Annotated in this window: 19 protein-coding genes and 6 tRNA genes; 23 read left to right on the forward strand and 2 right to left on the reverse strand. The window is 62.4% G+C overall.

The window, feature by feature from the left end; all coding sequences use genetic code 11:
* Positions 1–171 precede the first annotated feature (171 nt).
* From AB4Z32_RS09150 to AB4Z32_RS09255, 22 genes are all read left to right on the forward strand, one after another.
* Entirely contained in the window at positions 172–1,641 is a 1,470-nt protein-coding gene (locus AB4Z32_RS09150; protein WP_442121540.1) for a DegQ family serine endoprotease, read from the forward strand.
* A gap of 6 nt (positions 1,642–1,647) precedes the next feature.
* Entirely contained in the window at positions 1,648–1,920 is a 273-nt protein-coding gene (locus AB4Z32_RS09155; protein ID WP_442121541.1) for a glutaredoxin family protein, read from the forward strand.
* A 210-nt stretch (positions 1,921–2,130) separates the two neighbouring features.
* Positions 2,131–3,924, forward strand: a complete 1,794-nt coding sequence (gene lepA, locus AB4Z32_RS09160; RefSeq protein WP_442121542.1) for a translation elongation factor 4 — start codon at positions 2,131–2,133, stop codon at positions 3,922–3,924.
* A 20-nt stretch (positions 3,925–3,944) separates the two neighbouring features.
* The gene (lepB, locus tag AB4Z32_RS09165; RefSeq protein ID WP_442121543.1) at positions 3,945–4,862 is read left to right on the forward strand and encodes a signal peptidase I; all 918 of its coding nucleotides are present in this window, start codon (positions 3,945–3,947) and stop codon (positions 4,860–4,862) included.
* A gap of 15 nt (positions 4,863–4,877) precedes the next feature.
* Positions 4,878–5,276 carry a DUF4845 domain-containing protein gene (locus AB4Z32_RS09170; RefSeq protein WP_442121544.1) on the forward strand — a complete coding sequence of 133 codons (399 nt, stop codon included), beginning with the start codon at positions 4,878–4,880 and terminating at the stop codon, positions 5,274–5,276.
* Positions 5,277–5,351: 75 nt separating this feature from the next.
* On the forward strand, positions 5,352–6,143 hold the full coding sequence (rnc, locus tag AB4Z32_RS09175) for a ribonuclease III (RefSeq protein WP_442121545.1): 792 nt from the start codon (positions 5,352–5,354) through the stop codon (positions 6,141–6,143).
* A gap of 25 nt (positions 6,144–6,168) precedes the next feature.
* On the forward strand, positions 6,169–7,113 hold the full coding sequence (gene era, locus AB4Z32_RS09180; protein WP_442121546.1) for a GTPase Era: 945 nt from the start codon (positions 6,169–6,171) through the stop codon (positions 7,111–7,113).
* Positions 7,114–7,129: 16 nt separating this feature from the next.
* Positions 7,130–8,038, forward strand: coding sequence for a DNA repair protein RecO (gene recO / locus AB4Z32_RS09185; protein WP_442121547.1), 909 nt, complete (start codon positions 7,130–7,132; stop codon positions 8,036–8,038).
* A 7-nt stretch (positions 8,039–8,045) separates the two neighbouring features.
* Positions 8,046–8,831, forward strand: coding sequence for a pyridoxine 5'-phosphate synthase (gene pdxJ, locus AB4Z32_RS09190; protein WP_442121548.1), 786 nt, complete (start codon positions 8,046–8,048; stop codon positions 8,829–8,831).
* A gap of 14 nt (positions 8,832–8,845) precedes the next feature.
* A complete protein-coding gene (acpS, locus tag AB4Z32_RS09195) occupies positions 8,846–9,259 on the forward strand; it encodes a holo-ACP synthase (RefSeq protein ID WP_442121549.1) in 414 nt (137 codons plus the stop codon).
* A 241-nt stretch (positions 9,260–9,500) separates the two neighbouring features.
* A complete protein-coding gene (gene uvrC, locus AB4Z32_RS09200; protein ID WP_442121735.1) occupies positions 9,501–11,393 on the forward strand; it encodes an excinuclease ABC subunit UvrC in 1,893 nt (630 codons plus the stop codon).
* Between the two features lie 96 nt (positions 11,394–11,489).
* Positions 11,490–12,071, forward strand: coding sequence for a CDP-diacylglycerol--glycerol-3-phosphate 3-phosphatidyltransferase (gene pgsA, locus AB4Z32_RS09205; RefSeq protein ID WP_442121550.1), 582 nt, complete (start codon positions 11,490–11,492; stop codon positions 12,069–12,071).
* 85 nt (positions 12,072–12,156) lie between these two features.
* Positions 12,157–12,232, forward strand: a tRNA-Gly gene (locus tag AB4Z32_RS09210).
* Between the two features lie 50 nt (positions 12,233–12,282).
* Positions 12,283–12,358 (forward strand) — tRNA-Gly (locus tag AB4Z32_RS09215).
* Positions 12,359–12,410: 52 nt separating this feature from the next.
* Positions 12,411–12,486, forward strand: a tRNA-Gly gene (locus AB4Z32_RS09220).
* 35 nt (positions 12,487–12,521) lie between these two features.
* Positions 12,522–12,597: transfer RNA gene (locus tag AB4Z32_RS09225), tRNA-Gly, on the forward strand.
* 33 nt (positions 12,598–12,630) lie between these two features.
* A tRNA-Gly gene (locus tag AB4Z32_RS09230) sits at positions 12,631–12,706 on the forward strand.
* 75 nt (positions 12,707–12,781) lie between these two features.
* Positions 12,782–12,855: transfer RNA gene (locus AB4Z32_RS09235), tRNA-Cys, on the forward strand.
* A gap of 422 nt (positions 12,856–13,277) precedes the next feature.
* Positions 13,278–16,025, forward strand: a complete 2,748-nt coding sequence (locus tag AB4Z32_RS09240) for a type VI secretion system Vgr family protein (protein WP_442121551.1) — start codon at positions 13,278–13,280, stop codon at positions 16,023–16,025.
* Positions 16,026–16,051: 26 nt separating this feature from the next.
* A complete protein-coding gene (locus AB4Z32_RS09245; RefSeq protein WP_442121552.1) occupies positions 16,052–17,722 on the forward strand; it encodes a lipase family alpha/beta hydrolase in 1,671 nt (556 codons plus the stop codon).
* Positions 17,719–19,086 (forward strand): T6SS immunity protein Tli4 family protein, encoded by a 1,368-nt coding sequence (locus AB4Z32_RS09250; protein ID WP_442121553.1) that lies wholly within the window; start codon positions 17,719–17,721, stop codon positions 19,084–19,086. The genes AB4Z32_RS09245 and AB4Z32_RS09250 overlap by 4 nt, the downstream gene beginning before the upstream one ends.
* Before the next feature lie 80 nt (positions 19,087–19,166).
* The gene (locus AB4Z32_RS09255) at positions 19,167–19,433 is read left to right on the forward strand and encodes a PAAR domain-containing protein (RefSeq protein ID WP_442121736.1); all 267 of its coding nucleotides are present in this window, start codon (positions 19,167–19,169) and stop codon (positions 19,431–19,433) included.
* A gap of 837 nt (positions 19,434–20,270) precedes the next feature.
* Here AB4Z32_RS09255 and AB4Z32_RS09260 read toward each other — a convergent pair.
* On the reverse strand, positions 20,271–21,401 hold the full coding sequence (locus AB4Z32_RS09260; protein WP_442121554.1) for a 6-phosphofructokinase: 1,131 nt from the start codon (positions 21,399–21,401) through the stop codon (positions 20,271–20,273).
* 9 nt (positions 21,402–21,410) lie between these two features.
* Positions 21,411–23,834: a phosphoenolpyruvate synthase gene (ppsA, locus tag AB4Z32_RS09265; RefSeq protein ID WP_442121555.1), complete on the reverse strand. Its 2,424-nt coding sequence runs from the start codon at positions 23,832–23,834 to the stop codon at positions 21,411–21,413.
* Between the two features lie 218 nt (positions 23,835–24,052).
* Here ppsA and AB4Z32_RS09270 point away from each other — a divergent pair, with 218 nt between their 5' ends.
* On the forward strand, positions 24,053–25,318 hold the full coding sequence (locus AB4Z32_RS09270) for a family 1 glycosylhydrolase (RefSeq protein WP_442121556.1): 1,266 nt from the start codon (positions 24,053–24,055) through the stop codon (positions 25,316–25,318).

Below are 25,318 nucleotides of genomic sequence, written 5' to 3' on the forward strand. Positions count from 1 at the left end.
GCCGGCGGCACCGCGGTCGCCGCCCCGCGCTGAATCCCGCCGCCGCGCCCGGTCCCGCAGCGCCGGCTACGGCCCGGGCGGCGCTCGGGCCCATGAGCCCGTACCGTGGCGACAGCATTGGTATTTTGGCTTACCATTACATCAATTCAAGCCTGAACACCCATCCATCCCATGACAAGCAAAACTGGAAGCACGATCCTGTCGGCCCTCATGTTTGTGGGCGCGAGTCTGATGTTCTCTCCGGCCGTCCAGGCCGCCGCTGCCGCCGCAGCGCCCGTCGTCACCCCTCCCGTCACCGGCCTGCCCGATTTCAGCGACCTGGTCGACAAGGTCGGCCCGGCGGTGGTCAATATCCGCACTACCGAGCGCGTGCGCCTCGGCCAGGGCGGACCGGACGAGGAGATGCAGGAATTCCTGCGCCGCTTCTTCGGCGGCCAGATCCCGCCGCGCGGACGTGGCGGACGCAGCAGCCCGCAGCAGCCCCAGGAAGAGGAGGTCCAGCGCGGCGTCGGCTCCGGCTTCATCGTCTCGGACGACGGCTATGTGATGACGAATGCCCACGTGGTCGAGGGTGCGGACGAGGTCACGGTCACCCTGACCGACCGCCGCGAGTTCAAGGCCAAGGTGCTGGGCGCCGACAAGCGCAGCGACGTCGCCCTGCTGAAGGTCGATGCGCGCAACCTGCCGTCGCTGCGGATCGGCGACTCGAACCGGATCCGGGTCGGCGAATGGGTGATCGCGATCGGTTCGCCCTTCAACCTGGAGAATACCGTCACCGCCGGCATCATCTCGGCAAAGGCCCGCGATACCGGCGAGTACCTGCCGCTGATCCAGAGCGACGTCGCCGTCAATCCCGGCAACTCGGGCGGGCCGCTGATCAATATGCGCGGCGAGGTCATCGGCATCAACTCGCAGATCGCGACCCTGTCCGGCGCCTATAACGGCATCTCCTTCGCGGTGCCGATCGACGAGGTGATGCGGGTCGCGGACCAGATCAAGAAAACCGGCAAGGTCACGCGCGGACGCCTGGGCGTGCAGATCAGCGAGGTCACGCGCGACGTCGCCGAATCGCTGGGCCTGGGCCGCGCGCGCGGCGCCGAGGTCGCCATGGTCGAGCCGGGCGGTCCGGCCGAGAAGGGCGGCATCAAGGTTGGCGACATCATCCTGAAATTCAACGGCAAGGACATCGAGAAGAGTTCGGACCTGCCGCGTCAGGTCGGCGGCAGCGCGGTCGGCAGCCGCGCCACCGTCACCGTCTGGCGCCGCGGCAGCCAGATCGAGCTGCCGGTCACCATCGTCGAGCTCCAGGACGAGCAGGCGGCCAGCGCCAAGGTCCAGCCGAAAAAGAAAGCGCCGGACCAGTCGACCAATGCGCTGGGGCTGCAGGTGTCCGACCTGAGCGCGGCCCAGAAGCGCGAGCTCAAGCTCGAGTCGGGCGTGCTGGTCGACTTTGCCGACGGCCGCGCCGCCACCGCCGGCATCCAGCCGGGCGACCTGATCCTGCAGATCAATAATGCCGAGGTCAGCACCGCGGCCCAGTTCAACGGCCTGGTGGCCAAGCTGGACCCGAAGAAGCCCGTCGCCCTGCTGGTACGGCGCGACAACGCCACCAGCTACGTCGTGATCAAGCCGCGGCAGTAAGGAAACATGGCAGAGACCTTCCGCTTCACCCTCTACTCGCGCAGTTACTGTCACCTGTGCGAAGACCTGCTGAACGCCCTGCGCGCCTTCATGGCGCGCGAGGGCCTGGCCTGCAGCGTGGACGTGATCGACGTCGATGCCGATCCGGCCCTGGTCGAGCGCTTCGACGAGCTGGTGCCGGTGCTGTTCGGCGGCGATCCCGCCGGCCCCGAGATCTGCCATTACTTCCTCGACGAAGCCGCCCTGCGGCGCCACCTGGGGCTGGTGCAGGCCGCCTGACGTCCCCATATGGGGTGGCGTCGCCCCGGAAATGGGAGCCATCCCCCCAGAAACCGGGCTTTCTGACCTGAAATCCGGTAAAATGCACGGCTTGGATTCTCCGCTTGATGAAAGCGCTCGCCCGGGGACGGCAAAGAAACCCCGACGAAGCGCTTTTTTCGTATTGCCGCGCACGATTGCGTGCCGCTCTTTTTGGTCTTGAGTTTGTTAATGAAAAACATACGTAACTTTTCCATCATCGCCCACATCGATCACGGCAAATCGACGCTGGCGGACCGCATCATCCAGCTGTGCGGCGGCCTGTCGGAACGTGAGATGGACGCACAGGTTCTCGACTCGATGGACCTGGAGCGCGAGCGCGGCATCACCATCAAGGCCCAGACCGCGGCGCTGCAGTACAAGGCGCGCGATGGCCAGACCTATAACCTGAACCTGATCGACACCCCGGGCCACGTCGACTTCTCGTATGAAGTCTCGCGCTCGCTGTCGGCCTGCGAAGGCGCGCTGCTGGTGGTCGACGCGAGCCAGGGCGTGGAAGCCCAGACCGTGGCCAACTGCTACACCGCGCTCGACCTGGGCGTGGAAGTCGTGCCGATCCTGAACAAGATCGACCTGCCGCACGCCGATCCGGACAATGCCAAGAAGGAAATCGAGGACGTGATCGGTATCGACGCGTCCGACGCCACCACCTGCTCGGCCAAGACCGGCCTGGGCGTGGAAGACGTGCTGGAAACCCTGATTGCGAAAGTGCCGCCGCCGGAAGGCGATCCGGACGCGCCGCTGCAAGCCCTGATCGTCGACTCCTGGTACGACCCGTACGTCGGCGTCGTGATGCTGGTGCGGGTGGTCAACGGCACCCTGCGTCCGAAGGAAAAGATCCTGCTGATGGCAACCGAATCGGTGAACCTGGTCGAGAACATCGGCGTGTTCACGCCGCGCTCGGTCTCGCTGCCGGAACTGTCGGCCGGCCAGGTGGGCTTCGTCATTGCCGGCATCAAGGAACTGACCGCCGCCAAGGTGGGCGACACCGTGACACACGCGGCCAAGCCGGCCCCGAGCCCGCTGCCGGGCTTCAAGGAAGTCCAGCCGCAGGTGTTCGCCGGCCTGTTCCCGGTCGAAGCCAACCAGTACGACGCGCTGCGCGACTCGCTGGAAAAGCTGAAGCTGAACGACGCCGCCCTGATGTACGAACCGGAAGTGTCGCAGGCGCTGGGCTTCGGCTTCCGCTGCGGCTTCCTGGGCCTGCTGCACATGGAAATCGTGCAGGAGCGCCTGGAGCGCGAATTCGACATGGACCTGATCACGACGGCGCCGACCGTGGTGTACGAGGTCGAGATGCGCGACGGTTCGGTCATCCGCGTCGACAATCCGTCGAAGATGCCGGAGCCGTCGAAGATCAACGAAGTGCGCGAGCCGATCGTTGACGTCAACCTCTACATGCCGCAGGAATACGTCGGTGCGGTGATGACCCTGTGTAACGGCAAGCGCGGCGTCCAGATGGACATGGCCTACCACGGCCGCCAGGTCAAGCTGCACTATGAAATCCCGATGGCCGAGATCGTGCTGGACTTCTTCGATCGCCTGAAGTCGACCTCGCGCGGCTACGCCTCGATGGACTACGAGTTCAAGGAATACCGCGCCGCCGACGTGGTCAAGGTCGACATGCTGATCAACAGCGAGAAGGTCGACGCGCTGGCCATCATCGTGCACCGTGCCAACGCGCCTTACCGCGGCCGCCAGGTGGCTGCCAAGATGCGCGAACTGATCCCGCGCCAGATGTTCGACGTGGCGATCCAGGCGGCGATCGGCGCGACCATCATCTCGCGCGAGAACGTCAAGGCCTTGCGCAAGAACGTGCTGGCCAAGTGCTACGGCGGCGACATCAGCCGCAAGAAGAAGCTGCTCGAGAAGCAGAAGGCGGGCAAGAAGCGCATGAAGCAGGTCGGCTCGGTGGAAATTCCGCAGGAAGCCTTCCTGGCCATCCTCCAGGTCGAAGACAAATAAGCACGAAAGAATAACAAACGATGAATCTGCAACCGATCCTCGGAAATTTTGCACTGATCCTGTTCGTGGCCATGGTGGTCACGGGCGTCATCTGGTTCCTCGACATCTTCGTGCTGTCCAAGCAGCGCCGGGCGAAAGCCGACGCCGCCCTGGCCGAGTACGACGCCCACCGCGCCAAGCTGACCGCCGACGGCATCAAGGTCGACAGCGGCAACCGCGCGGCGCTGGAAGCATCCATCCTGCGCCAGCCGACCTGGGTCGAGTACTCGGGCAGTTTCTTCCCGGTCATCGCCCTGGTCTTCTTCCTGCGCTCCTTCCTGTTCGAGCCCTTCAAGATCCCGTCCTCGTCGATGGTGCCGACCCTGCTGGTGGGCGACCTGATCCTGGTGAACAAGTTCGACTACGGCATCCGCCTGCCGGTGGTCAACAAGAAGATCATCGACGTCGGCAACCCGCAGCGCGGCGACGTCATGGTGTTCAAGTACCCGAAAGACATGAGCCAGGACTACATCAAGCGCGTCATCGGCGTGCCGGGTGATAAAATCACCTACGAGAACAAGCGCCTGACCGTGAACGGTGTTCCCGTCCAGTACGAACCCATGGACGACTACCTCGACGACGAGCGCCCCGTGTACCACAAGCAACTCCTGGAGAAGCTGTCGAACGCGCCGCACCGCATCCTGAACATGGAAGGGCAGCGCACGATCAACCTGGCTGCGGTCGATCCGGACTTCCCGCATCACGAAAATTGCACCTATTCCTACGATAAATTTACGTGTATCGTGCCAGAGGGCAATTATTTCATGATGGGCGATAACCGCGACAACAGCGCAGACAGCCGTTACTGGGGCTTCGTGCCGGACAAGAACATCGTCGGCAAGGCTGTGTTTGTTTGGATGAACTTCAGTAACCCGAAGCGCATCGGCGGTATCCACTGACAAGCGGGAGCGCAGATGCGACAAGCTGGAATGGGTAGGGAGGCCGGCGTATCGCTGTCCGGCCTGATCGTGGTGCTGGTGGTGCTGGGCGCCATCGCGCTGGTGGCGATGAAGGTATTCCCGGCCTGGGCCGAATACCGTTCGATCAAGAACGCCATCGTGCAGGCCAAGGCGGCCGGCAACGGCAGCCGCGAGATGCAGCAGGCATTCGAACGGAATGCGGAAATCAACAGCATCACGGCGATCTCCAGCCGTGACCTGGTGATCACCCGCGACAACGGCCAGGCGGAAGTCAGCTTCGCCTACGAGAAACGGATTCCTCTGGCCGGCAACGTCAGTCTGCTGATCGACTTTGCCGGCACCACCGACCCGAGCGGCGAGGTGGCAGCCAAGGCGGAAACCACCGCCAAGTAAAAGCCGGGCAGGGCGCGGGCATCGGTCCGGTCCGCCACCGGATGGATTGCCCGGACCTAGCATAATGAAACGACAATGAATCTTCAGTTATTGCAAACTCGCCTCGGTTACAGCTTCCGGGACCCCAGCCTGCTCCAGCAGGCGCTGACCCACCGTAGCCACAGCAGCCTGCATAACGAACGCCTCGAGTTTCTCGGAGATTCCATCCTCAACTGCGTGGTCGCCTCGGTCCTGTACGAGCGTTTCAAGGATCTGCCCGAAGGCGACCTGTCGCGCCTGCGCGCCAACCTGGTCAAGCAGCAATCGCTGTACGAGATCGCCCAGAAGATCGAACTGTCGCAATTCCTGCGCCTGGGCGAGGGCGAACTGAAGTCCGGCGGTTTCCGCCGCCCCTCGATCCTGGCCGACACCCTGGAAGCCCTGCTGGGCGCGATCTTCCTGGACAGCGGCTTCGACAGTGCGCGCGACGTGATCCGCGCCTTCTACATCCCGCTGCTGGACTCGGTCGACCCGCGTACCCTCGGCAAGGATGCCAAGACCCTGCTGCAGGAATTCCTGCAGAGTAAAAAGATTTCGCTGCCGACCTATAACGTGGTGGCGACCCATGGCGCCGCCCACAGCCAGGAATTCGAGATCGAATGCCTGGTGCCCAAGCTCGGCATCCAGGTGTTCGGCCGCGGCGGCAGCCGCCGTGCCGGCGAGCAGGCGGCGGCGCGCCTTGCGCTCGAGGTCGCCGAACAGGCGGCACAGAAGAATCCCGGCGGCGCCCGCAAGAGCCGCCCGCGTTCGGCCCAGCTGAAGCTGGCCGGCATTGCCACGGACCAGAGCGCCGAGCAGGCAGCCGCCCAGGACCAGCCCCAGCATTGAACGCATCAACCAGGAAAACAGCGGCATGAACATCGAGACCACCCCAGGCGACAACCATCAGGACGGCAGCGCGCAGGGAGACATTCCAGCGGACTTCCGTTGCGGCTACATCGCCATCGTCGGCCGCCCCAACGTCGGCAAGTCGACCCTGATGAACGTGCTGATCGGCGCGAAAGTCTCGATCACTTCGCGCAAGGCCCAGACCACCCGCCACCGCATCACCGGCGTGCAGACCCGCGACGACGCCCAGTTCATCTACGTCGACACCCCGGGCTTCCAGACCCGCCACGCGAACGCGCTGAACAAGACCCTCAACAAGACCGTCTCGAACACGCTTACCGCGTCCGACGTGATCCTGTTCCTGGTCGAAGCCGGCACCTTCGGTCCGGCCGACCAGCAGGTGGTCGACCTGCTGCCGAAGAACGTGCCGGTGATCCTGGTGATCAACAAGTCCGACCGCATGAAGGACAAGGCCGAGCTGATGCCGTTCGCCGCCAAAGTGGCCGGCCTGCACGACTTCACGGCCGTGGTGCCGGTCTCGGCCAAACTCCGCTTCCAGGTCGACGCGCTGGAAAAAGAGATCAAGCGCCACCTGCCGCAGAACCCGCCGGTATTCGGCCCGGACGACATCACCGATCGCAGCGAGAAATTCCTGGCAGCCGAGATCGTCCGCGAAAAGGTGTTCCGCCTGCTGGGCGACGAACTGCCCTATACCAGCACCGTGCTGATCGAGCAATTCGAGCAGGAAGGCAATCTGCGCCGCATCTTCGCCGCCATCCTGGTCGAGCGCGACACGCACAAGTCCATGATCATCGGTAACAAGGGTGCGCGCCTGAAGGAAATCTCGACCCAGTCGCGCCTGGACATGGAAAAACTGTTCGGCGGCCCGGTCTACCTGGAAATCTGGGTCAAGGTGAAATCCGGCTGGGCCGACAACGAAGCCGGCCTGCGCGCCTACGGCTACGAGTAAAGCCTCCTCCCACCGCATGGCCGGCCAGGACGACCCGAGCAAGGACAGCCCCGAGCAGGCGCAGGAAGCCGCGGCGCCCTACGCCGTGACGCCCGTCGCGCCCTTGCCGAATCCCGTGCCGGCGCCCGAACCCGCAGCTGCGCCCATACCGGCCCCGGCCCCGGTGCCGAAGCCCGAACGACGGCGCACCCCGGCCCGCGACAGCCGCGTGCTCGGCCACCGGGTTGCCGGCCAGCCCGCCTTCGTGCTGCACAGCTATCCCTACAAGGAAACCAGCCTCATCGTCGACATGTTCACGCGCGACCATGGGCGCATCGGCGTGGTCGCGAAGGGCGCCAAGCGGCCGCTGTCCAAGTTGCGCGGCGTGCTGCAGACCTTCCAGCCGCTGTCGATCTCCTTTTCCGGCAAGTCCGAGCTGCGCACCCTGATCGACGCCGACTGGGTCGGCGGCATGCTGCCGATCGAAAAGACCGCGCTGCTGTGCGGCTTTTACCTGAACGAGCTGCTGGTGAAGCTGCTGGCGCGCGACGATCCGCATCCGAAGCTGTTCGACCATTACGTGGCGACGCTCAACGAATTGGCGCACAATGAACCTGCGCAGATCGTCTTGCGAAAGTTCGAAAGGGCCTTACTTAAGGAGACCGGGGTCGCCGCCGACCTGACCCGCGACACCGGCACCCGCGCACGGGTCGAAGCGGGTGAGCTCTACGTGGTCGATCCCGAGCGCGGCCCGCGGGTGGCGCGGATGGGCGATACCTGGCCCGTCGTGACCGGCAAGACCCTGATCGACATGGAAAACGAACACTACGGCGATCCGCAGACGCAGGCGCAAAGCAAGCAGCTGATGCGCTTCCTGCTGGCCTACCACCTGGGTGGCGCACCTCTCAACACGCGCCAGATATTAATCGACTTGATGCAGCTTTAAGAAAAACATGAGCTTCCTGCAACCGAAAGGCCAGGTCATCGACCTCGGCGTGAACATCGACCACGTCGCCACCGTCCGCAACGCGCGTGGCACCGTCTATCCGGATCCGCTGCGCGCGGCCCTGCTGGCCGAACAGGCCGGCGCCGACCTGATCACGCTGCACCTGCGCGAGGACCGCCGCCACATCAAGGATGCCGACGTGCTGGCGATCCGCCCGCAGCTGCTGACCCGCATGAACCTCGAAGCGGCCGTCACCCGGGAGATGATCGACTTCGCCTGCCAGGTCCGTCCCCAGGACGTCTGCCTGGTGCCGGAACGGCGCGAGGAAGTCACCACCGAGGGCGGCCTGGACGTGATCCGCTACTACAAGGAAGTGGAAAGCGCCGTGAAGCAGCTGGCCGGCGAGGGCATCCGCGTCTCGCTGTTCATCGACGCCGACGAACAGCAGATCGCGGCCGCGGCGGCAGTCGGCGCACCGGTGATCGAGCTGCACACCGGGCGCTATGCCGAGGCCGAGGACGAAGAAGAGATCGCGCGCGAACTGGCCCGCATCAAGCTGGGCGTGCGCGCCGGCGTGATGCACGGCCTGCGCGTGAACGCCGGTCACGGCCTGCACTACACGAACGTGCAGCCGATCGCCGCCATCCCCGAGATCCACGAGCTGAACATCGGCCACGCGATCGTCGCCCACGCCGTCTTCGTCGGCTGGGAGCACGCGGTGCGCGAGATGAAGGCGATCATGGTCGATGCGCGCCTCGGCGTCGCCCTCGGCAATCCGTCGACGGAGACCTGAGCGGAGGCGCGCCCATGATCTACGGGATCGGTACCGACATCGTCCAGATCTCGCGCATCGAGGCTGCCCTCGCGCGCAACGGCGACCGCTTCGCCGCGAAGATCCTCGGACCGCAGGAAATGCTGAAATACCAGGCCCGCCGCGCGAAGAACGAAACGCGCGGGCTGCGCTTCCTGGCCACGCGCTTTTCGGCCAAGGAGGCGTTCTCGAAGGCGATCGGGCTGGGCATGCGCATGCCCATGACCTGGCGCTCGGCCCAGATGCTCAATGCGCCCAGCGGCAAGCCGGTCATCGTCTGCAGCGGGGCGCTCGAGGAATTCATGCGGGAACACCGCCTCACGGCGCAGGTGACGATCAGCGACGAAGCCGACTACGGTGTCGCCTTCGTGATCGTGACCCAGGCGCCGGAGCCAGACTCAAACAAGTAGGACTCAAGTGACCAAGGAAGTTCGCTCAAATGAGCAGCCGGATCTGCCGGCCGCTCCGGCAGTTCCTCATGAAATCCATGAGGCCCCGGCCGCTTACGTGGCCGCGGGCGGCGCCGCCATGCCGGTCCTGCCGGCCGAGCCCGCAGAGCCGACAAAGCGCGCCCGCGCCGCGAAGAATCGCGCCAGGGCCGAAGGCCAGCCGGAAGGATCGCCGCGCGCCCGTCCGGACGCCTGGCAGGCGATGAAGGAAGAACTCAACGCCACCATCAGCAAGGATGCGCAGGGCGGCGCCCGTCCCACGGCCGAGACCCGCGAACAGGTGCTGGCGACGGTCGCCAGGCTACCCGGCCTGCCGGGCGTGTACCGCTACTTCGACGCCGAGGACAAGGTCCTCTACGTCGGCAAGGCGCGCAACCTGAAGAACCGCGTGTCGAGCTACTTCCAGAAGAATTTGTCGAGCCCGCGCATCGCGATGATGGTCTCGCAGATCGCACGCCTGGAGACCACCGTCACGCACAGCGAGGCCGAGGCCCTGATCCTGGAAAACAACCTGATCAAGACCCTCAAGCCGCGCTACAACATCCTGTTCAGGGACGACAAGTCCTACCCCTACCTGAAGATCAGCGGCGGCGACGCCCCGCGCATGGCGTATTACCGCGGCGCGCTGGACAAGAAGAACCAGTACTTCGGGCCCTTCCCGAGCGCCTGGGCGGTCAAGGAATCGATGCAGCTGCTGCAGAAGGTGTTCAAGCTGCGCACCTGCGAGGACAGCGTCTTCCACAACCGCACGCGGCCCTGCCTGCTGCACCAGATCGGCCGCTGCAGCGGCCCCTGCGTCGATTTGATCGCGCCCGAGGATTACCGTCGCGACGTCGACAATGCCGCCAAGTTCCTGCGCGGACGCCAGACCGAGGTGCTGGAAGACCTGAACGCGAAGATGCTGGCCTTTGCCGAGGACCTGAAGTTCGAGCAGGCGGCATCGGTGCGCAACCAGATCCAGGCACTGTCGAAGGTGCTGCACGCCCAGAGCATGGAGACCACCGGCGACGCCGACGTCGACATCATCGCGGTGGTGGTGCAGGGCGGCCGCGCCTGCGTCAACCTGGCGATGGTGCGCGGCGGCCGCCACCTCGGCGACCGCGCCTACTTCCCGACCCAGGTCGGCGAAGCGCTGGAAGAGAGTTCGATCGAGATCGAGGTGCTGGCCGCCTTCCTGGCCCAGCACTACGGCGACAAGTTCATCCCCGGCACCTTCATCCTCAACACCTTCTTCGACATGCCGGAGCTGATCAATGCGCTGACCGAGCAGTGCGGCCACCGCATCAACCTGGTGTTCCAGCCCCAGGGGCAGCGCCGCCAGTGGCTGGAGCTCGCGCAGAAGAACGCCGAGATCTCGCTGGCGCGCCTGCTGTCCGAACAAGGCTCGCAGCAGGCCCGCACGCGCGCGCTGGCCGAGGTGCTGGGACTCGACGCCGAGGAACTGGATACCCTGCGCATCGAGTGCTTCGACATCAGCCACACGGCCGGCGAGGCGACCCAGGCATCCTGCGTGGTCTTCCACCATCACCAGATGCAGAACGGCGAATACCGGCGCTACAACATCAACGACATCACGCCCGGCGACGATTACGCCGCCATGCGCCAGGTGCTGATGCGGCGCTACGAGAAGGTCGCGGGCGGCGACGGCGTGATGCCGGACATCGCCCTGATCGACGGCGGCAAGGGCCAGGTCGAGATGGCGCGCCAGGTCTTCTCCGAACTCGGCCTGGACGTCGGCAGCATCGTCGGCGTGGCGAAAGGGGAGGGCCGCCGCGTCGGCCTCGAGACCCTGATCTTCGCCGACGGCCGCGATCCCCAGGAGCTGGGCAAGGAATCGGCGGCGCTGATGCTGGTCGCGATGATCCGCGACGAAGCCCACCGCTTCGCCATCACCGGCATGCGCGCCAAGCGCGCCAAGGCCCGCCAGGCCTCGCGCCTGGAGGAAATCGAAGGCATCGGCGCCAAGCGCCGCCAGAAGCTGCTGGCGCGCTTCGGCGGCCTGCGCGGCGTGATCGACGCCAGCGTCGAGGATCTGATGTCGGTAGAGGGGATCTCGAGTACTCTGGCGGAAGAGATTTACAGGCAGTTGCACTGATCGGGGAGGACGCCGCCCGTCCATACGGACGAGTTGAACTGGTTCAAAAGGCAAGAGCCATGTAGACTAGCGGCGCCATCCCACAGAATGCGTTTTATGCCTTTCAACATCCCGATTCTCCTGACCTGGTTACGCGTCGCACTCATCCCGCTGGTCGTCGGCGTCTACTTCCTGCCCACGCACTGGCTGCCCGTCGCCGAGCGCAACCTGGCCGCCACCCTTGTCTTCATCGTCGCCGCCATCACCGACTGGTTCGACGGCTACCTGGCCCGGCGCTGGAACCAGACCTCGGCCTTCGGCGCCTTCCTCGACCCGGTCGCGGACAAGCTGATGGTGGCCGGCGCGCTGCTGGTGCTGGTGGAGCTGGGCCGGGTCAACGCCATCATCGCCTTCATCATCATCGGCCGCGAGATCACCATTTCGGCGCTGCGAGAATGGATGGCGGAGATCGGCGCCCGCAAGTCGGTAGCCGTCAGCTCGCTCGGCAAGATCAAGACCGCAGCCCAGATGGTCGCGATCCCGCTGCTGCTGTTCCACGATCCGCTGTTCGTCAGCTACGACACCCACCTGGCCGGCGAGATCCTGCTGTGGATCGCGGGCGTACTGACGGTCTGGTCGATGTTCTACTATCTGCGCCGCGCCTGGCCGCTGATCAAGGAAAAATCGGGCGCCGCATAAGATTTCTACTGAGCCATCCTTGACACATAGCTCAGCATCTCTATAATGCCTGCCTGTTGCGAGACATTGCAGCAAACGAAACGAAGCGGGAGTAGCTCAGTTGGTAGAGCGCAACCTTGCCAAGGTTGAGGTCGAGAGTTCGAGACTCTTCTCCCGCTCCAAAGTTTGCTAGCGTAGAATGCAATAAGTTATAATCGCAGTTTCCAGCGACGCGGGAGTAGCTCAGTTGGTAGAGCGCAACCTTGCCAAGGTTGAGGTCGAGAGTTCGAGACTCTTCTCCCGCTCCAGTTCAAGCTGGGGCAGCGACAGGCAGTACCAGGCAGTAAGTAAGACTCCAATGCGGGAGTAGCTCAGTTGGTAGAGCGCAACCTTGCCAAGGTTGAGGTCGAGAGTTCGAGACTCTTCTCCCGCTCCAAAAGGCTTACCGTAGTAATCGTGATGAACTCCTAAGCGGGAGTAGCTCAGTTGGTAGAGCGCAACCTTGCCAAGGTTGAGGTCGAGAGTTCGAGACTCTTCTCCCGCTCCAGTGATGTCGTCCGGTGCAGTAAACAACTCCTAAGCGGGAGTAGCTCAGTTGGTAGAGCGCAACCTTGCCAAGGTTGAGGTCGAGAGTTCGAGACTCTTCTCCCGCTCCAGAATTCAGGGAAGTCCTGCTTCCCGTGCTGATGTGGTTCGATAACCCGCCATGCCAGCATCGTCAAGTCTCCTCGGGCGAGGTAGCAAAGCGGTTATGCAGCGGCCTGCAAAGCCGTCTAGACGGGTTCGACTCCCGTCCTCGCCTCCAGAATATCCTCCAAAGAGAACTCAGGTACTGATATCAATCAGACTTGAAGTCTCCCGGCTCCGGCGGCTGTCTCTGCCCGTTCGCGATGTTGAGTCTTTATTCCCTTTGCATGATCTGTTGGCCACCCAAATGCTGGGTTGTAAGTTAGCAGAGCCTGTTAGGTATTTGCGTTATCTCAACTACCTGCTTATGGGGAACTCGATACTAGCTGACGTGCTTGGAGGCAATCTCCTGCCGTAGTGTTCTGCGATTGACGAAGCCGGAGCAAATCTCAAGTCATTTTGATGCCTCGTCACGCTTGATCGCCGGCAGCTAGGAAAGCTATCTCAACACCAAGCCAGAGAAGGCGACTTGCTGCGTCCGTTTGAACGATAGTCGCTGTCAATTCTGCGCGGAACGATAACTCGGACTCGGGAGACGGAATGAACCTCAAGGATTTGGCTGCAGTATTTGGCGGCTTGTCTGAAGCGGATCGACCTATTCGTTTGCGGCTATCGAACAAGCGCCGTGCTATCAATGACGTCCTGCTGGTCAAACGCGTGACGGGGCATGAATCGCTGTGCGGTGGTATGGAGTACCGGCTTCTATGCATATCGACGCGAGCCGATCTCCCGCTGAAAGACTTTATTGCGCTGCCGGCAGAACTGCAGTTCGTGACTGATCGAGGCGATCTCCGCTCCGTATGCGGCATCGTGGCGCAAGCGGCTGCCGGGCAGAGCGATGGTGCTTTGGCCACCTATCAGCTGGTCGTACGCGATGCACTTGCATTGATGGATCAGCGAGTAAACACGCGAGTCTTCCGTAACACCAATGAGGTAGAGTTGTCTGCTGTCTTGCTCAGTGAATGGCGAGCGAGCAACCCGATCCTGGCGAACACCTTCGATATCGATATGTCGGGCGTCAGCTCGGCCTATCCAGCGCGCGAATTCATCATGCAGCATAACGAGTCGGACGCCATGTTCCTGCAGCGCCTGTGGAAGCGGCGCGGCATTTCGTGGTTCATTCGGCCCGGAAAGGCGCGCGACACCGGCAGCGATAGTACGCCAGCTCACACGCTGGTCCTCTTCGATTCGTCTCATGGTCTTGCGCAAAACGCAGCTGGCGCAGTGCGGTTCAGGCAAGACCGTGCCTCCCAGACAGCGGACAGTATCAACAACTGGTGTGCGCTGCGGTCGCTCAAGAGCGGCAGCGTCACGCGGCAGAGCTGGAACTACCGTAGCGGTGTTCCGATGTTTGTCCAGACCCCGACCATCATGCAACAGGGTGAAGCCGGAACCCAGTTTGCGTTCAGCCTGGATGACTATCTGGTCGAAGCGCCCCATGTTGGAGACGACGCCAACGACTACCGCAGTCTGGGAAAACTGCGCATGCAACGGCATGAATACGAAGCAAAGTGCTTTTACGGCGAAGGAGGTGTACGGGACTTTTGCGTGGGCGAGTGGTTCCGGCTGGAGGGCCATCCCGAAGTCGATTCGCATGCGGATGACGAACGAGAGTTCGTAGTAACGGAGCTGTGGCTGAGCGCAGAGAACAATCTGCCCAAGACAGTGGACGAGAAGGTGCGACGCCTGTTTTCAGTCAACGGGTGGAGCAGCGTCGGTGTAGATAGTGAACTTCGAACAGCGAGCGAAGAACGCGACGTACGCTATACGAATCGCTTTTCCTGTGTTCGGCGCGGCATCCCGATTGTTCCGGCTTTCGACCCGCGCACGGACTTGCCTCGCGTAAGCCTGCAGAGAGCCATCGTCGTAGGCCCCCCAGGAGAAGAGGTGTATTGCGACGCCATGGGGCGGGTGAAGCTGCGTTTTCCCGGGACCCGCGAACAGGACCATGAGTCCGGGGCAGGAGCATCCGGCAGCGATCGCGACTCGGCATGGGTGCGTGTCGCCAGCTTCTGGGCCGGGGATAACTGTGGCGGCATTCATTTGCCACGAGTTGGCGATGAGGTGCTGGTCGACTTCCTTGGCGGCGATCCTGACAAACCTGTCGTCATTGGAAATGTCTACGGCGCGCCTTTGCCTCCGGCATTTAGTCGCGTGGGCGAATTACCGGATAACCGATTCCTCGCCGGTATAAAAAGCAAGGAAATCAACGGCATTCGCTACAACCAGCTTCGTTTCGACGACACACCCGGGCAGATCAGTGCTCAACTCGCGAGCGAGCACGGCTACAGTCAGCTTAACCTCGGGTGGTTGACCCATCCACGGAGAAACGGGCGTGCCCAGGCACGTGGAGAAGGGGCCGAACTGCGTTCGGATGGCACTGTGTCCTTGCAAGGCAAGTCCGGCGTGTTCATCAGCGCAGAGGTCCAGCGCGGTGCCGAGGGAACCCTGTTGCAGCGGGACGTGTTGCTCGGACTTGCGGAAGTGCTGCAAAGCGTCCAGCAGCAGCTGTCGGAGCTGGCCCAGACTCATCACGCCGACGCGACGCCGGCGCTCAAGCTGGAGAGTTTGGTGAAGCGGCTCAAGGCATGGGACGAGGGCACGAACGTCGATCCGGACGGCCGGGAAGGAAAGGCTGCCGTAGTGGCAATGAGTGCACCCGCCGGCGTGGCTATCGGCAGCCAGGACAACGTCCTGGTGGGTGCCCAAAGCCAGATCGACCTTGTCAGTGTCGGGGAAACGACCCTCAACGCGGGGAAGACAATTCTGATCCGTGCGGCCGAGGCGGTGAGTATTTTCGCACACAGACTCGGCATGAAACTGATCGCAGCGTCGGGCAAGTTGGAACTGCAGACCCATAAGGACGATATCGAACTAACGTCCGCCAGGCGAATCGTGCTCAGTGCCGCGGATGAAATCGTTTTGCAGGCGCCCAAGCTGCGCTTTCTTGCCAAAGGGGCGCAAGTCGATATCGGAAACGGAGAAATCGTCCAGCAATGCAGCGGAAACCATACGATTAAATCGGCGAAGTTTGCGCACGTCACCGGTGGCGGGGGAGAGATCGCAGCCATTTTGCTCCCGAGTAGCGAGATCAAGGCCGACGAACGCATCGTCCTGTTCGACCAGCAGTCGGGACTGCCTGTGAAGAACCGTTCCTATCGCGCCATCCTGGCGGACGGTCAGGAGGTGGAGGGCCAGACCGATGCGGAAGGCCGGACTGAACTGATGCACTCGGCATCCATGGGGGACGTGCAAATCATCATCGAGCCGCACGCCCATGTCTCGTAATGCCGTTATCACGACACGAGAAAGTCATGACTGAACCGACCAGACGGCTTCCCGATCCGATCGTTAATGCTGACGGCAAGCTTGTGGGCAGGAGTGTCTTGACACCAGAGGCAATGAAGACGCGGGGTGCCATCGCTGTTCCATCGAGCAGGGTAATTCCAGTGATTCTCGTGCCCGGCATCATGGGCAGCAATCTTCGTGCGACGACAAAAAGAGACCAACCGCAAAACAAGGAATTGTCGGCAGGTGATCCAGCATGGCGTCCACCGAATGGCACGATGGACGCCATCAGCGAAGTGAAGGCGTGGAAAGGCCGAAATCCGGCGCAACGTCAGCGTATTCTGGATGGCGACACTCTTGAGGTCGATGATACGGGCCTTATTGTCCTTCCGCGCGATCCCGAGGGGCTGGGGGCGGCTCAGATGCGCAATCGCTGGTGGGGAGAAGTGCATTCGGACAGTTACGGCCCCCTGCTGGCTGATCTGCACCTGAACCTGAACAACACATTTGTTCGTGCGGTATTCGGTGGGGAACGGAAACCCAGCTATCACTGGGATAAGGTGATGAAATACGACCGGGCCAAGTGGAACGCTGCCGACATGCCCGCGCTGACCGAAGCCGAACTGGAGAAATTCGCGCAGTACCAGTATCCCGTCTATGCATGCGGGTACAACTGGATCCAGTCGAATGAGCGTTCGGCCGAGCGGTTGAAAAGCCGGGTAATTGAAATTATCAAGTTCTGGACCGACCGGAAATTCGATTGCAAACAGGTGATCCTTGTTACGCACTCGATGGGCGGACTTGTAGGCCGGGCATGTGCCAAGCAGATTCCCGACAAGATTGCAGGGGTAGTGCACGGGGTCATGCCCGCCTTGGGCGCACCATTGGCCTATCGGCGTATCGCCTGTGGAACGGAAAGATCGGCGCCTGGTGCGGGAAAACTTGCATGCTTGCAGATGGAGGGGTTCTCAGATATTGCAGGCAGTACGCCAGATCGTACGACGCCCGTCATGGCCACCGCATGCGGAGCACTGGAACTCCTGCCGAATCATCTATATCCGTCGCCATGGTTGTTTGCGTCGGTTAAAAAGCCGGATGGCACTATTGTGGATGTGGCGCATCTTCAGCCTAATAACATTTATGACTTGTATCGAAATTACGATGCATGGTTTCGGATGATCGATCCAGAGCTGGCTGATCCGGCCGAAAAATATGTGGAATTTAAGGATGGGGTAACACGTGCGATTAACCTCGCGGTGGGGCAGGCGGAAAAGTTCCATACCAAAGTGTTGGACAAGTACTACCACCCCAATACCTACGCCTACTATGGAGCAGACGAAGAAAAGAGGTCGTTCGGGGTGTTTCGCTGGGTGACTGACGAACAACACGCTTTAACGGAGCCTTTGAATAAAATTCTTCCTGCGGGGCAAGGGAAAGGGACAACGTTTAACGGAGAGCGGTACGTGGTTATCCCGGATGCTCTTCACTCCTCCGTACGTGCGATTCTATTTATGCCGGGTGAACAAGACACTTCCGGTGACGGCACCGTTTCACGGCAGTCCGGCGATGGACCAAGAGGGAATGTCCGTCGGATCTTCCGTACAACAGGCTTTGACCATCAGGGCAGCTATGCAAATGAACACATGCTTAAGCTCACCCACCATCTGATCTGCAAGATTGTGCAGGAGGCTAAATGAAAATTGGTCGGCATGCGCGGCTTCATGCAGGAATAGCACTTGCGGCAACATTGATCGCCGTTGTGGTAGGGACGAGGGCGGAACAACAAGCTCAAGATCAAAGGACGGTGAAAGCGATGATGCAAAACAAGACAACAGTATGCGTAGGCAGATTGTTAATCGATCTGCCGGCCGATGTAAAGGTTAGTTTTTCAGGGGCACGGCTGGGAAGCGTAGATATAAACGTTGAGCCGGGATTTACGCCTCAGAAAGCAGCGGCGGTGATCGCCGAACGTGAGGCGTCGCTGGCCGGACAGTTGAACGAGTACGAGCGGCCGTCGTTGGAAAAACGCGTGGTCGCGGATGGAGTCAATTTCCAGGCCACTCTATTATATTCAGGCCGCGAGAAGCCGGTCACACGAACGTTGAACGGCCTACCCGTTACCGGAGAAGAAGGAATCACGGTCGAGGCATTCGGGATCAAGGATGACCTGTTTTACCGCTTTAAAGGAGAGGGTTTGTCATCTCCTAAATATGAGCATAGCGTAATCGAACTTGTGAAAAAATTCGAATCGCTAACTGCCTCATCCACTCCTTCAGAGTCCGGGTTTTGCACGGAGAACGGGATTATTCATGACCCAATATCGCCGGGTAAAAACGAAACCGTCACAATGTTTGCTTCGATAAAAGGTCATCCGGATATCGCGATCCGGCTGGACACGTCAGTACTACATAAACCTCAGGAGTCCCTATTGGCGCGTGACGCAAACAACGATATCAATACGAGATTCGCGGCGAACATCAAAAACCTGGGCAAAGGCCCGCGCGAGTTGAACGGTATCCCGGGCGAAGAACTGTTGGACCGTTTCAAGGAAAGAAACGGTACCACTGGTCATATGTTCATGTGGGAGAGTTTGGGAAAACCATCGGATGTGTTTGTGCCGACTATAACTCTCGAACTTCAGACGGGCAAGGGACGCCCAGGTGCTCCGGTTAATTCAAGTCTGTCCGACGAAGCCGTTCTCCAGCTATGGCAAGCTATTTCGTCGAGCTTGCGGATCCGTCCCACCACGGAGACTAAAAAGGTAGGTCATGCAGACACGGTGCCAGCAGTGCCACTCGGAGAACTGGCCGCAACCGGGCGAACCTGCCCGCAAACCGGCTATTGGCATTGCGGTGAACCCGGCTTTGTTGATGGCGAGCAGGGAAAACTCATCAGGCAGGGTGACCTGATGCCTCGGGCCGTAATTCGTGGCGCTCCCGGCCTATGGCAAAAAATCAGTGGCAGCGTGCAGTTGCGCGAGGTTGCGACGGTCTGGAAACTCATCGCTTACGGTAGCCGGCTGGATAATGAGCGTGCCGATGGCAATGATGGTGCGGTGTAGTTGAAGCTGACGTCTCGTCGCCATCGGCAATTTCATGGCGGCGCTGCAATGCGTTGCCCCCTCAACAAAACTATTTAATTGTGCCAAACGTTATCCGTCTCGGCGACAATACAAGCCACGGCGGCAAGGTTGTTGACGTCGCCGTCAAACACTACACGATCGAAGGTATCGCGGTGGCTCGCGTTGGCGATCGATGTCGTGCCCAATCCAGGGGGCACGACGGATGCACGATCGCCGAGGGAAATCCGAATCACCTCGTCGAGGGCGTTCAGGTCGCTTATGAAGGACATAAAACAACTTGCGGCGCATCTTTGGTGTCGAGCCAAGCTGTCTTCACGGCTGGGTAGCGAAGCCGCCGGGAAGAGCCGTCGATTACACAGCGGAGACTGGTGCCTGCAGTAGTGCATTTGCGCTAGCTTCGCTTCCTTAGCATAGGAAGCGAACTCATGTGGCGCAAAACTGTGGTTATCGACTAACTCCCTGACTTATAAAGGCCAAAAACGCCCTGCAAAGCCGTCTAGACGGGTTCGACTCCCGTCCTCGCCTCCAAATTCCCCTAGCAATCCAAGTAATGACAATGGTGGGATTCTCCTTCAATACAGAAGGAGGCTAGATGTTGGGCCGCCGGCCGGATAATCGTTCCGAAGACAAGTTCCGGCGCCTTGACTATCGGGGCCTGCAGACTTGCACGTGAGGGCTTATATGCCCGGGAGCCCACCTGAGGTCCGCCCATTTGACGATCTGGACATGCATGCTGCCGCGGTTGTTGCCGAACGCCCTCCCGTCCCGGAGACTACTTCCGGCACGGTCCCCGGTTCGTCCTTGCCGAATCCTTTAGGCCCGTAAAATGGCCTGATTGCCTGGAAGCCTTGGCCACCGTGCGTCCAGAGCCCTTCTGCGCCCACACAGACGCATTGGCCCGGTCCGACGCTCGCTCGCCCCGCTGCCGTGACTGTTAGCGCCGCACAGGCGATTGCGGTGCATCGTAATCCGAATAGGGGCGTCATCGCGCTTTCTCCTTCGCTTTTCAAGACGCCCAGATTATGTGACAGCATTTTTTATGCTGATCGCCCGGTATCAATGCACGGAAGTGAACTTCCTGAGGCTGAGGTATTGGCCCTGACGAACCGCCCCACACGTTGAGCAGCGGGCCAGCCGGCACGGCCGCGTCATCTGCCGGACGATCAAGCGCCGGGCACCATGCGCTCGCCAAGGCAGATGCCGAGCTCGCGTGCGGTGCGTACGGTGTCGCCGTCGACGGGTACGCGCCTGCTACGGCCGGCCACCTCGGCCAGCGCGGTCAATCCGATGTCCTGCCCCTCCAGCGTGACCATGACGCCGGATTGGCCGCTGGCCAGCGTGCGTACCGCCGCGGCGCCGAAGCGCGCAGCCACGACGCGGTCGAACGCCGATGGACTGCCACCGCGGAGCAGATGGCCCAGCACCACGCTGCGGCATTCCTTGCCGGTCAGCTCCGCCAGCCTGGCTTCGACCCAGGCGCCGATGCCGCCCAGCCGCTCGGCGCGGCCGGCGCCGGCGGCTTCCAGTACTTCGCGCTGTCCGCCGAGCGGTAGCGCGCCTTCGGCCACGACCACGATCGAATGGCGCCAGCCGAGCGCGTCGCGGCCGTGGATGGCGGCGGCGACGGCGCTCGTCTCGAACGGGATCTCGGGCAGCAGGATCGCGTGCGCCCCGCCGGCGATGCCCGCATGCAGTGCGATCCAGCCTGCGTAACGGCCCATCACTTCCACCACCAGCACGCGGTGCTGGCTGTCGGCCGTCGTGTGCAGACGGTCGATGCATTCGGTCGCGAAGCCGACCGCAGAGTCGAAGCCGAAGGTCTGCAGCGTCCGGTCGAGGTCGTTGTCGATGGTCTTGGGTACGCCGACCACCCGCAAGCCCTTGCGGTGGAGGCATTCGGCGATCGTCATCGAGCCGTCGCCTCCGACCACCACGAGGGCGTCGAAGCCATGCTGCCGGCACAGCCCGACCAGTTCCTCGCTACGGTCTGCTTCGACCGTACTGCCGTCGTTCCTGCGGACCGGGTAGCGTAGCGGATTGCCGCGATTGGTGCTGCCGAGGATGGTGCCGCCGAGATGGCCGATCCCGTGCACGGCCTGCGCCGACAAGGCAAGGACCGGGTCGCCAAGACATTGCGCGGGTGCGAGCAGGCCGTTGAAGCCGTCCCGGATGCCATGGCACTCCCATCCCAAGCGGGCGGCGGCGAGGACGACGGCGCGGATCACCGCATTCAGCCCTGGCGCATCGCCGCCGCCGGTCATGATGGCGATGCGTTTGATGGGCGTCGTCTCCATACCGGCCGCCTATTGCCCGCGCGGCGGGAGCCCGAGACTGCGCTCGACCTCGACCAGGTTGCGCACCGTGGCCACCACCGAGTCGGGGTTCAGGCTGATCGAATCGATGCCCTGCTCGACCAGGTAACGCGCCACTTCCGGATAATCCGACGGCGCCTGGCCGCAGATGCCGACGTGGCGCCCGTTGCGTTTCGCTCCCGCGATGGCCTGGCGCAGCATTTCCAGCACGCCCGGATCGCGTTCGTCGAAATCGAAGGCGACGATGTCGGAATCGCGGTCCACGCCCAGCACCAGCTGGGTCAGGTCGTTGGATCCGATCGAGAAGCCGTCGAACAGCCGCGCGAAGGCGTCGATCTGGATGACGTTGTTCGGGATCTCGCACATGACATAGATCTCGAGTCCGTCCTCGCCGCGGACGAGGCCGTGCTGCGCCATCGTACCCAGCACGTCTTTGGCTTCCTTCACGCGCCGGCAGAACGGAATCATGAGGCGCAGGTTGGACAGGCCCATGGCCTCGCGCACGCGCTTCATGGCCCGGCATTCGAGGGCGAAGCCCTCCGCGTAGGCCGGATGCGAATAGCGAGCGGCGCCGCGAAAGCCCAGCATCGGATTGGCTTCGGAGGGCTCGAAGAAGGCGCCGCCCATCAGGCTCGCATATTCATTGGTCTTGAAGTCCGACATGCGCACGATGACCGGTTTCGGCCAGAACGCGGCGGCGATCGTGCCGACGCCTTCGGACAGCTCGCGCACGAAGAATTCCGCCGGCGACGCGTACTCATGGGTAAGCCGCTCGATCGTGGCGCGAACGTCCGGATCGGCCACCCTTTCCGGATGTACGAGCGCCATCGGGTGGATACGGATGTGGTCGGCGACGATGAACTCCATCCGCGCCAGGCCGACGCCGTCGTTCGGCAGGAAACGGGTGCTGAAGGCGGTGTCCGGGTTGCCGATATTGACCATGATCCGCGTGCGCGGCATGGGGAGGGCGGCCAGATCGGTGCTGATGCGGCGGAACGGTAGGCGGCCGGCATAGACATGTCCTGCATCGCCTTCCGCGCAGGAGATGGTGACTTCGTCGCCGGTGCGGATTGCCGCCGTTGCGCCGCCGCAGCCCACCAGCGCCGGCACGCCGATCTCGCGCGCCACGATCGCGGCGTGGCAGGTGCGGCCGCCACGGTCCGTCACTACGCCGGCCGCCGTCTTCATGACGGTGCCCCAGTCCGGCATGGTGGTCTCCGCCACCAGGATCTCGCCAGGCTGGAACTGGTCGAGGTGGCGGACGTCGGCGATCACCCTTGCCTTGCCGGATGCGACCTTTCCGCCCACCGCGCGTCCGGTTGCCAGCACTTGTCCCTTGCCGTCGAGCCGGTATTCGTCGAGCTGGGTTCCGGATTTGCGTGAGGCGACCGTCTCGGGACGCGCCTGCACCATGTAGAGCTTGCCGTCGATGCCGTCGCGCGCCCACTCGATATCCATCGGTACCGGGTGGCCGGCGCTTGTGGAGTAATGATCCTCGATTCGCATTGCGGCCTCCGCCAGTTCGAGCACTGCTTCATCCTCCAGGCAGAAGCGGGTTCGCTCGTCCGGCGAGGTGGGCAGGTTACGGGTCGGCTCCGCGGTGCCGGCCGGGGCATATACCATCCTGATCTCCTTGCCGCCGAGGCTGCGCCGCAGGACCGTACGCCTGCCCTCGCGCAGCAGGGGCTTGAACACGTAGAACTCGTCCGGATCGACGCTTCCCTGCACCACGTTTTCCCCCAGCCCGTAGGCGCCGGTCACGAAGACGACGTCGCGGAAACCGGTTTCGGTGTCGAGCGTGAACATGACGCCGGAGCAGGCCAGGTCCGAACGGACCATCTTCATGACGCCGACCGACAGCCAGACCTTGAAGTGATCGAAGCCGTTTTCGATGCGGTAGACGATCGCCCGGTCCATGAACAGGCTGGCGAAGCAGCGCCGGACGCTGTCGAGCAGTCCTGCGCCATCGATGTTCAGATAGCTTTCGTGCTGGCCGGCGAAACTGGCGTTGGGCAGGTCTTCCGCGGTGGCGGAGCTGCGGACGGCCACCGTCAGCCGGTCGCCATACTCGCCGCGCAAGCGCTCCCATGCCTGCAGGATGCCACTCTCGAGCTCGGGCGGCAGGGGAGCGCGGTAGACGATGTCGCGGGCTTGCGCCGCCCGGCGCGCGAGGTCCTGCACGTCGGCCGGGTCGAGGCCGTCGAGCGCCGCATGGAGTCCTTCCCATGCGCCGGCGCGGTCGAGCGTGGCCTTGTACGCGGCGGCGGTGACGGCAAAGCCGTTGGGCACGCGCAAACCCTGGCTTCCGAGTTCGCGGTACATCTCGCCGAGCGAGGCGTTCTTGCCGCCGACCAGCCCGACATCCTCTATACCCAGTGTCGAAAACCATCGGATGAAATCGTTGGAGACTTCCATGGCTTGTCCTCTCGTACGGGGGCGATCGAGGCAATCCTAGCAGAGGTGGGCGGTTGTCGAACTTTATTCGTATTCCCACGTGCGCATGCCGATGTCAAGACGCGACATCGGAGCGCAATTTGACCGAGGTCAAACAAAAGCCAGTTCACCCCGCCTAGGCTGGAAATTGGCCCGGAAACGGAAATGCTGGACCGCAGGGTTCTGGACATGGGTTCGACATGAATCGATCGCTGACCGGCCGGGCATGCCGCCCGCCATCGCCGAGTACCCTGTTGCGCTCGTTCTCGTTCTGCACAGGCATCGAGAACAGTTCACCCGTCATCCGGGGCCCGGATGGCGGGCCGTGCCGTATTGACCAGATGATGGCGTCCGGTCACGACAGACGGTGGCGCGAGGACTTTCACCTCGTGCACGAACTCGGGCTGCGCTGCCTGCGCTATGGCCCGCCCTACTATCGCACGCACATCGGTCCGGGCCGGTACGACTGGTCGTTTGCCGATGACACGTTCGCCGAACTTTCCAGGCTCGACATCGCGCCGATCGCCGACCTGTGCCACTTCGGCGTTCCCGACTGGCTTGGCAATTTCCAGAACCCCGACTTCCCGTACTACTTCGCCGAGTATGCGGAAGCCTTCGCCCGCCGTTATCCCTGGGTGTGGATGTACACCCCTGTGAACGAGATGCTCGTCACGGCCGAGTATTCCGCATTGCACGGCATCTGGAACGAAGGGCTTGCCAGCGGCACGGCCTTCGTGACCGCGTTGTCGAACGTGGTGGAAGCGAATATCCGCGCGAGCGAGGCGATCAGCCGGCATTGCTCGCCGTGGTTCATCCAGAGCGAAGCGACGCGCTATTACCATCCCTACGATCCCGATGCGGCGGAGCGCGCGGATTGCCTCAACGCGCACCGCTTCCTGTCGCTCGATCTCAACTATGCGCGAATGCCTGCCGCCTGCATGGTCGACTACCTGTTCGAGCATGGCATGACACCCTCGAAGCTCGAGTATTTCATGCGGCGTGCGATCTGGCCTTCCTGCATCATGGGAACGGATTACTATGAAAGCAGCGAGTCGATCGTACTCCCCGACGGCCGCACCAGCGGATCGAATGTGTTGGGCTATTACGGCCTGACGAGGCAATACCACGACCGTTACCGGCTGCCGATCATGCTTACCGAGACCAACCAGGTCCAGTGCCTCAACGCGGTGTTCTGGCTGGAGCGCCAGTGGGCCAACGTGCTGCGCCTGCGCCAGGAAGGCTATCCGATTATCGGCTTCACCTGGTACAGCCTGACCGACCAGATGGATTGGGACATCGACCTGCGCGAGCAGCGCGGCCACGTCACCGAAAACGGCTTGTTCGACATGCAGCGCCGCATCCGCCGCGCCGGCGTCGAATATGGGCGTATCGTCCGCGACTGGAACGAAGTATTGTCGGGCGGTGTCTGGTTTGACCATACGCCGGGGCACCACTGTTCGTCATGA

The sequence above is a fragment of the Massilia sp. 2TAF26 genome (assembly GCF_052115005.1).
GTDB lineage: Bacteria > Pseudomonadota > Gammaproteobacteria > Burkholderiales > Burkholderiaceae_D > Telluria.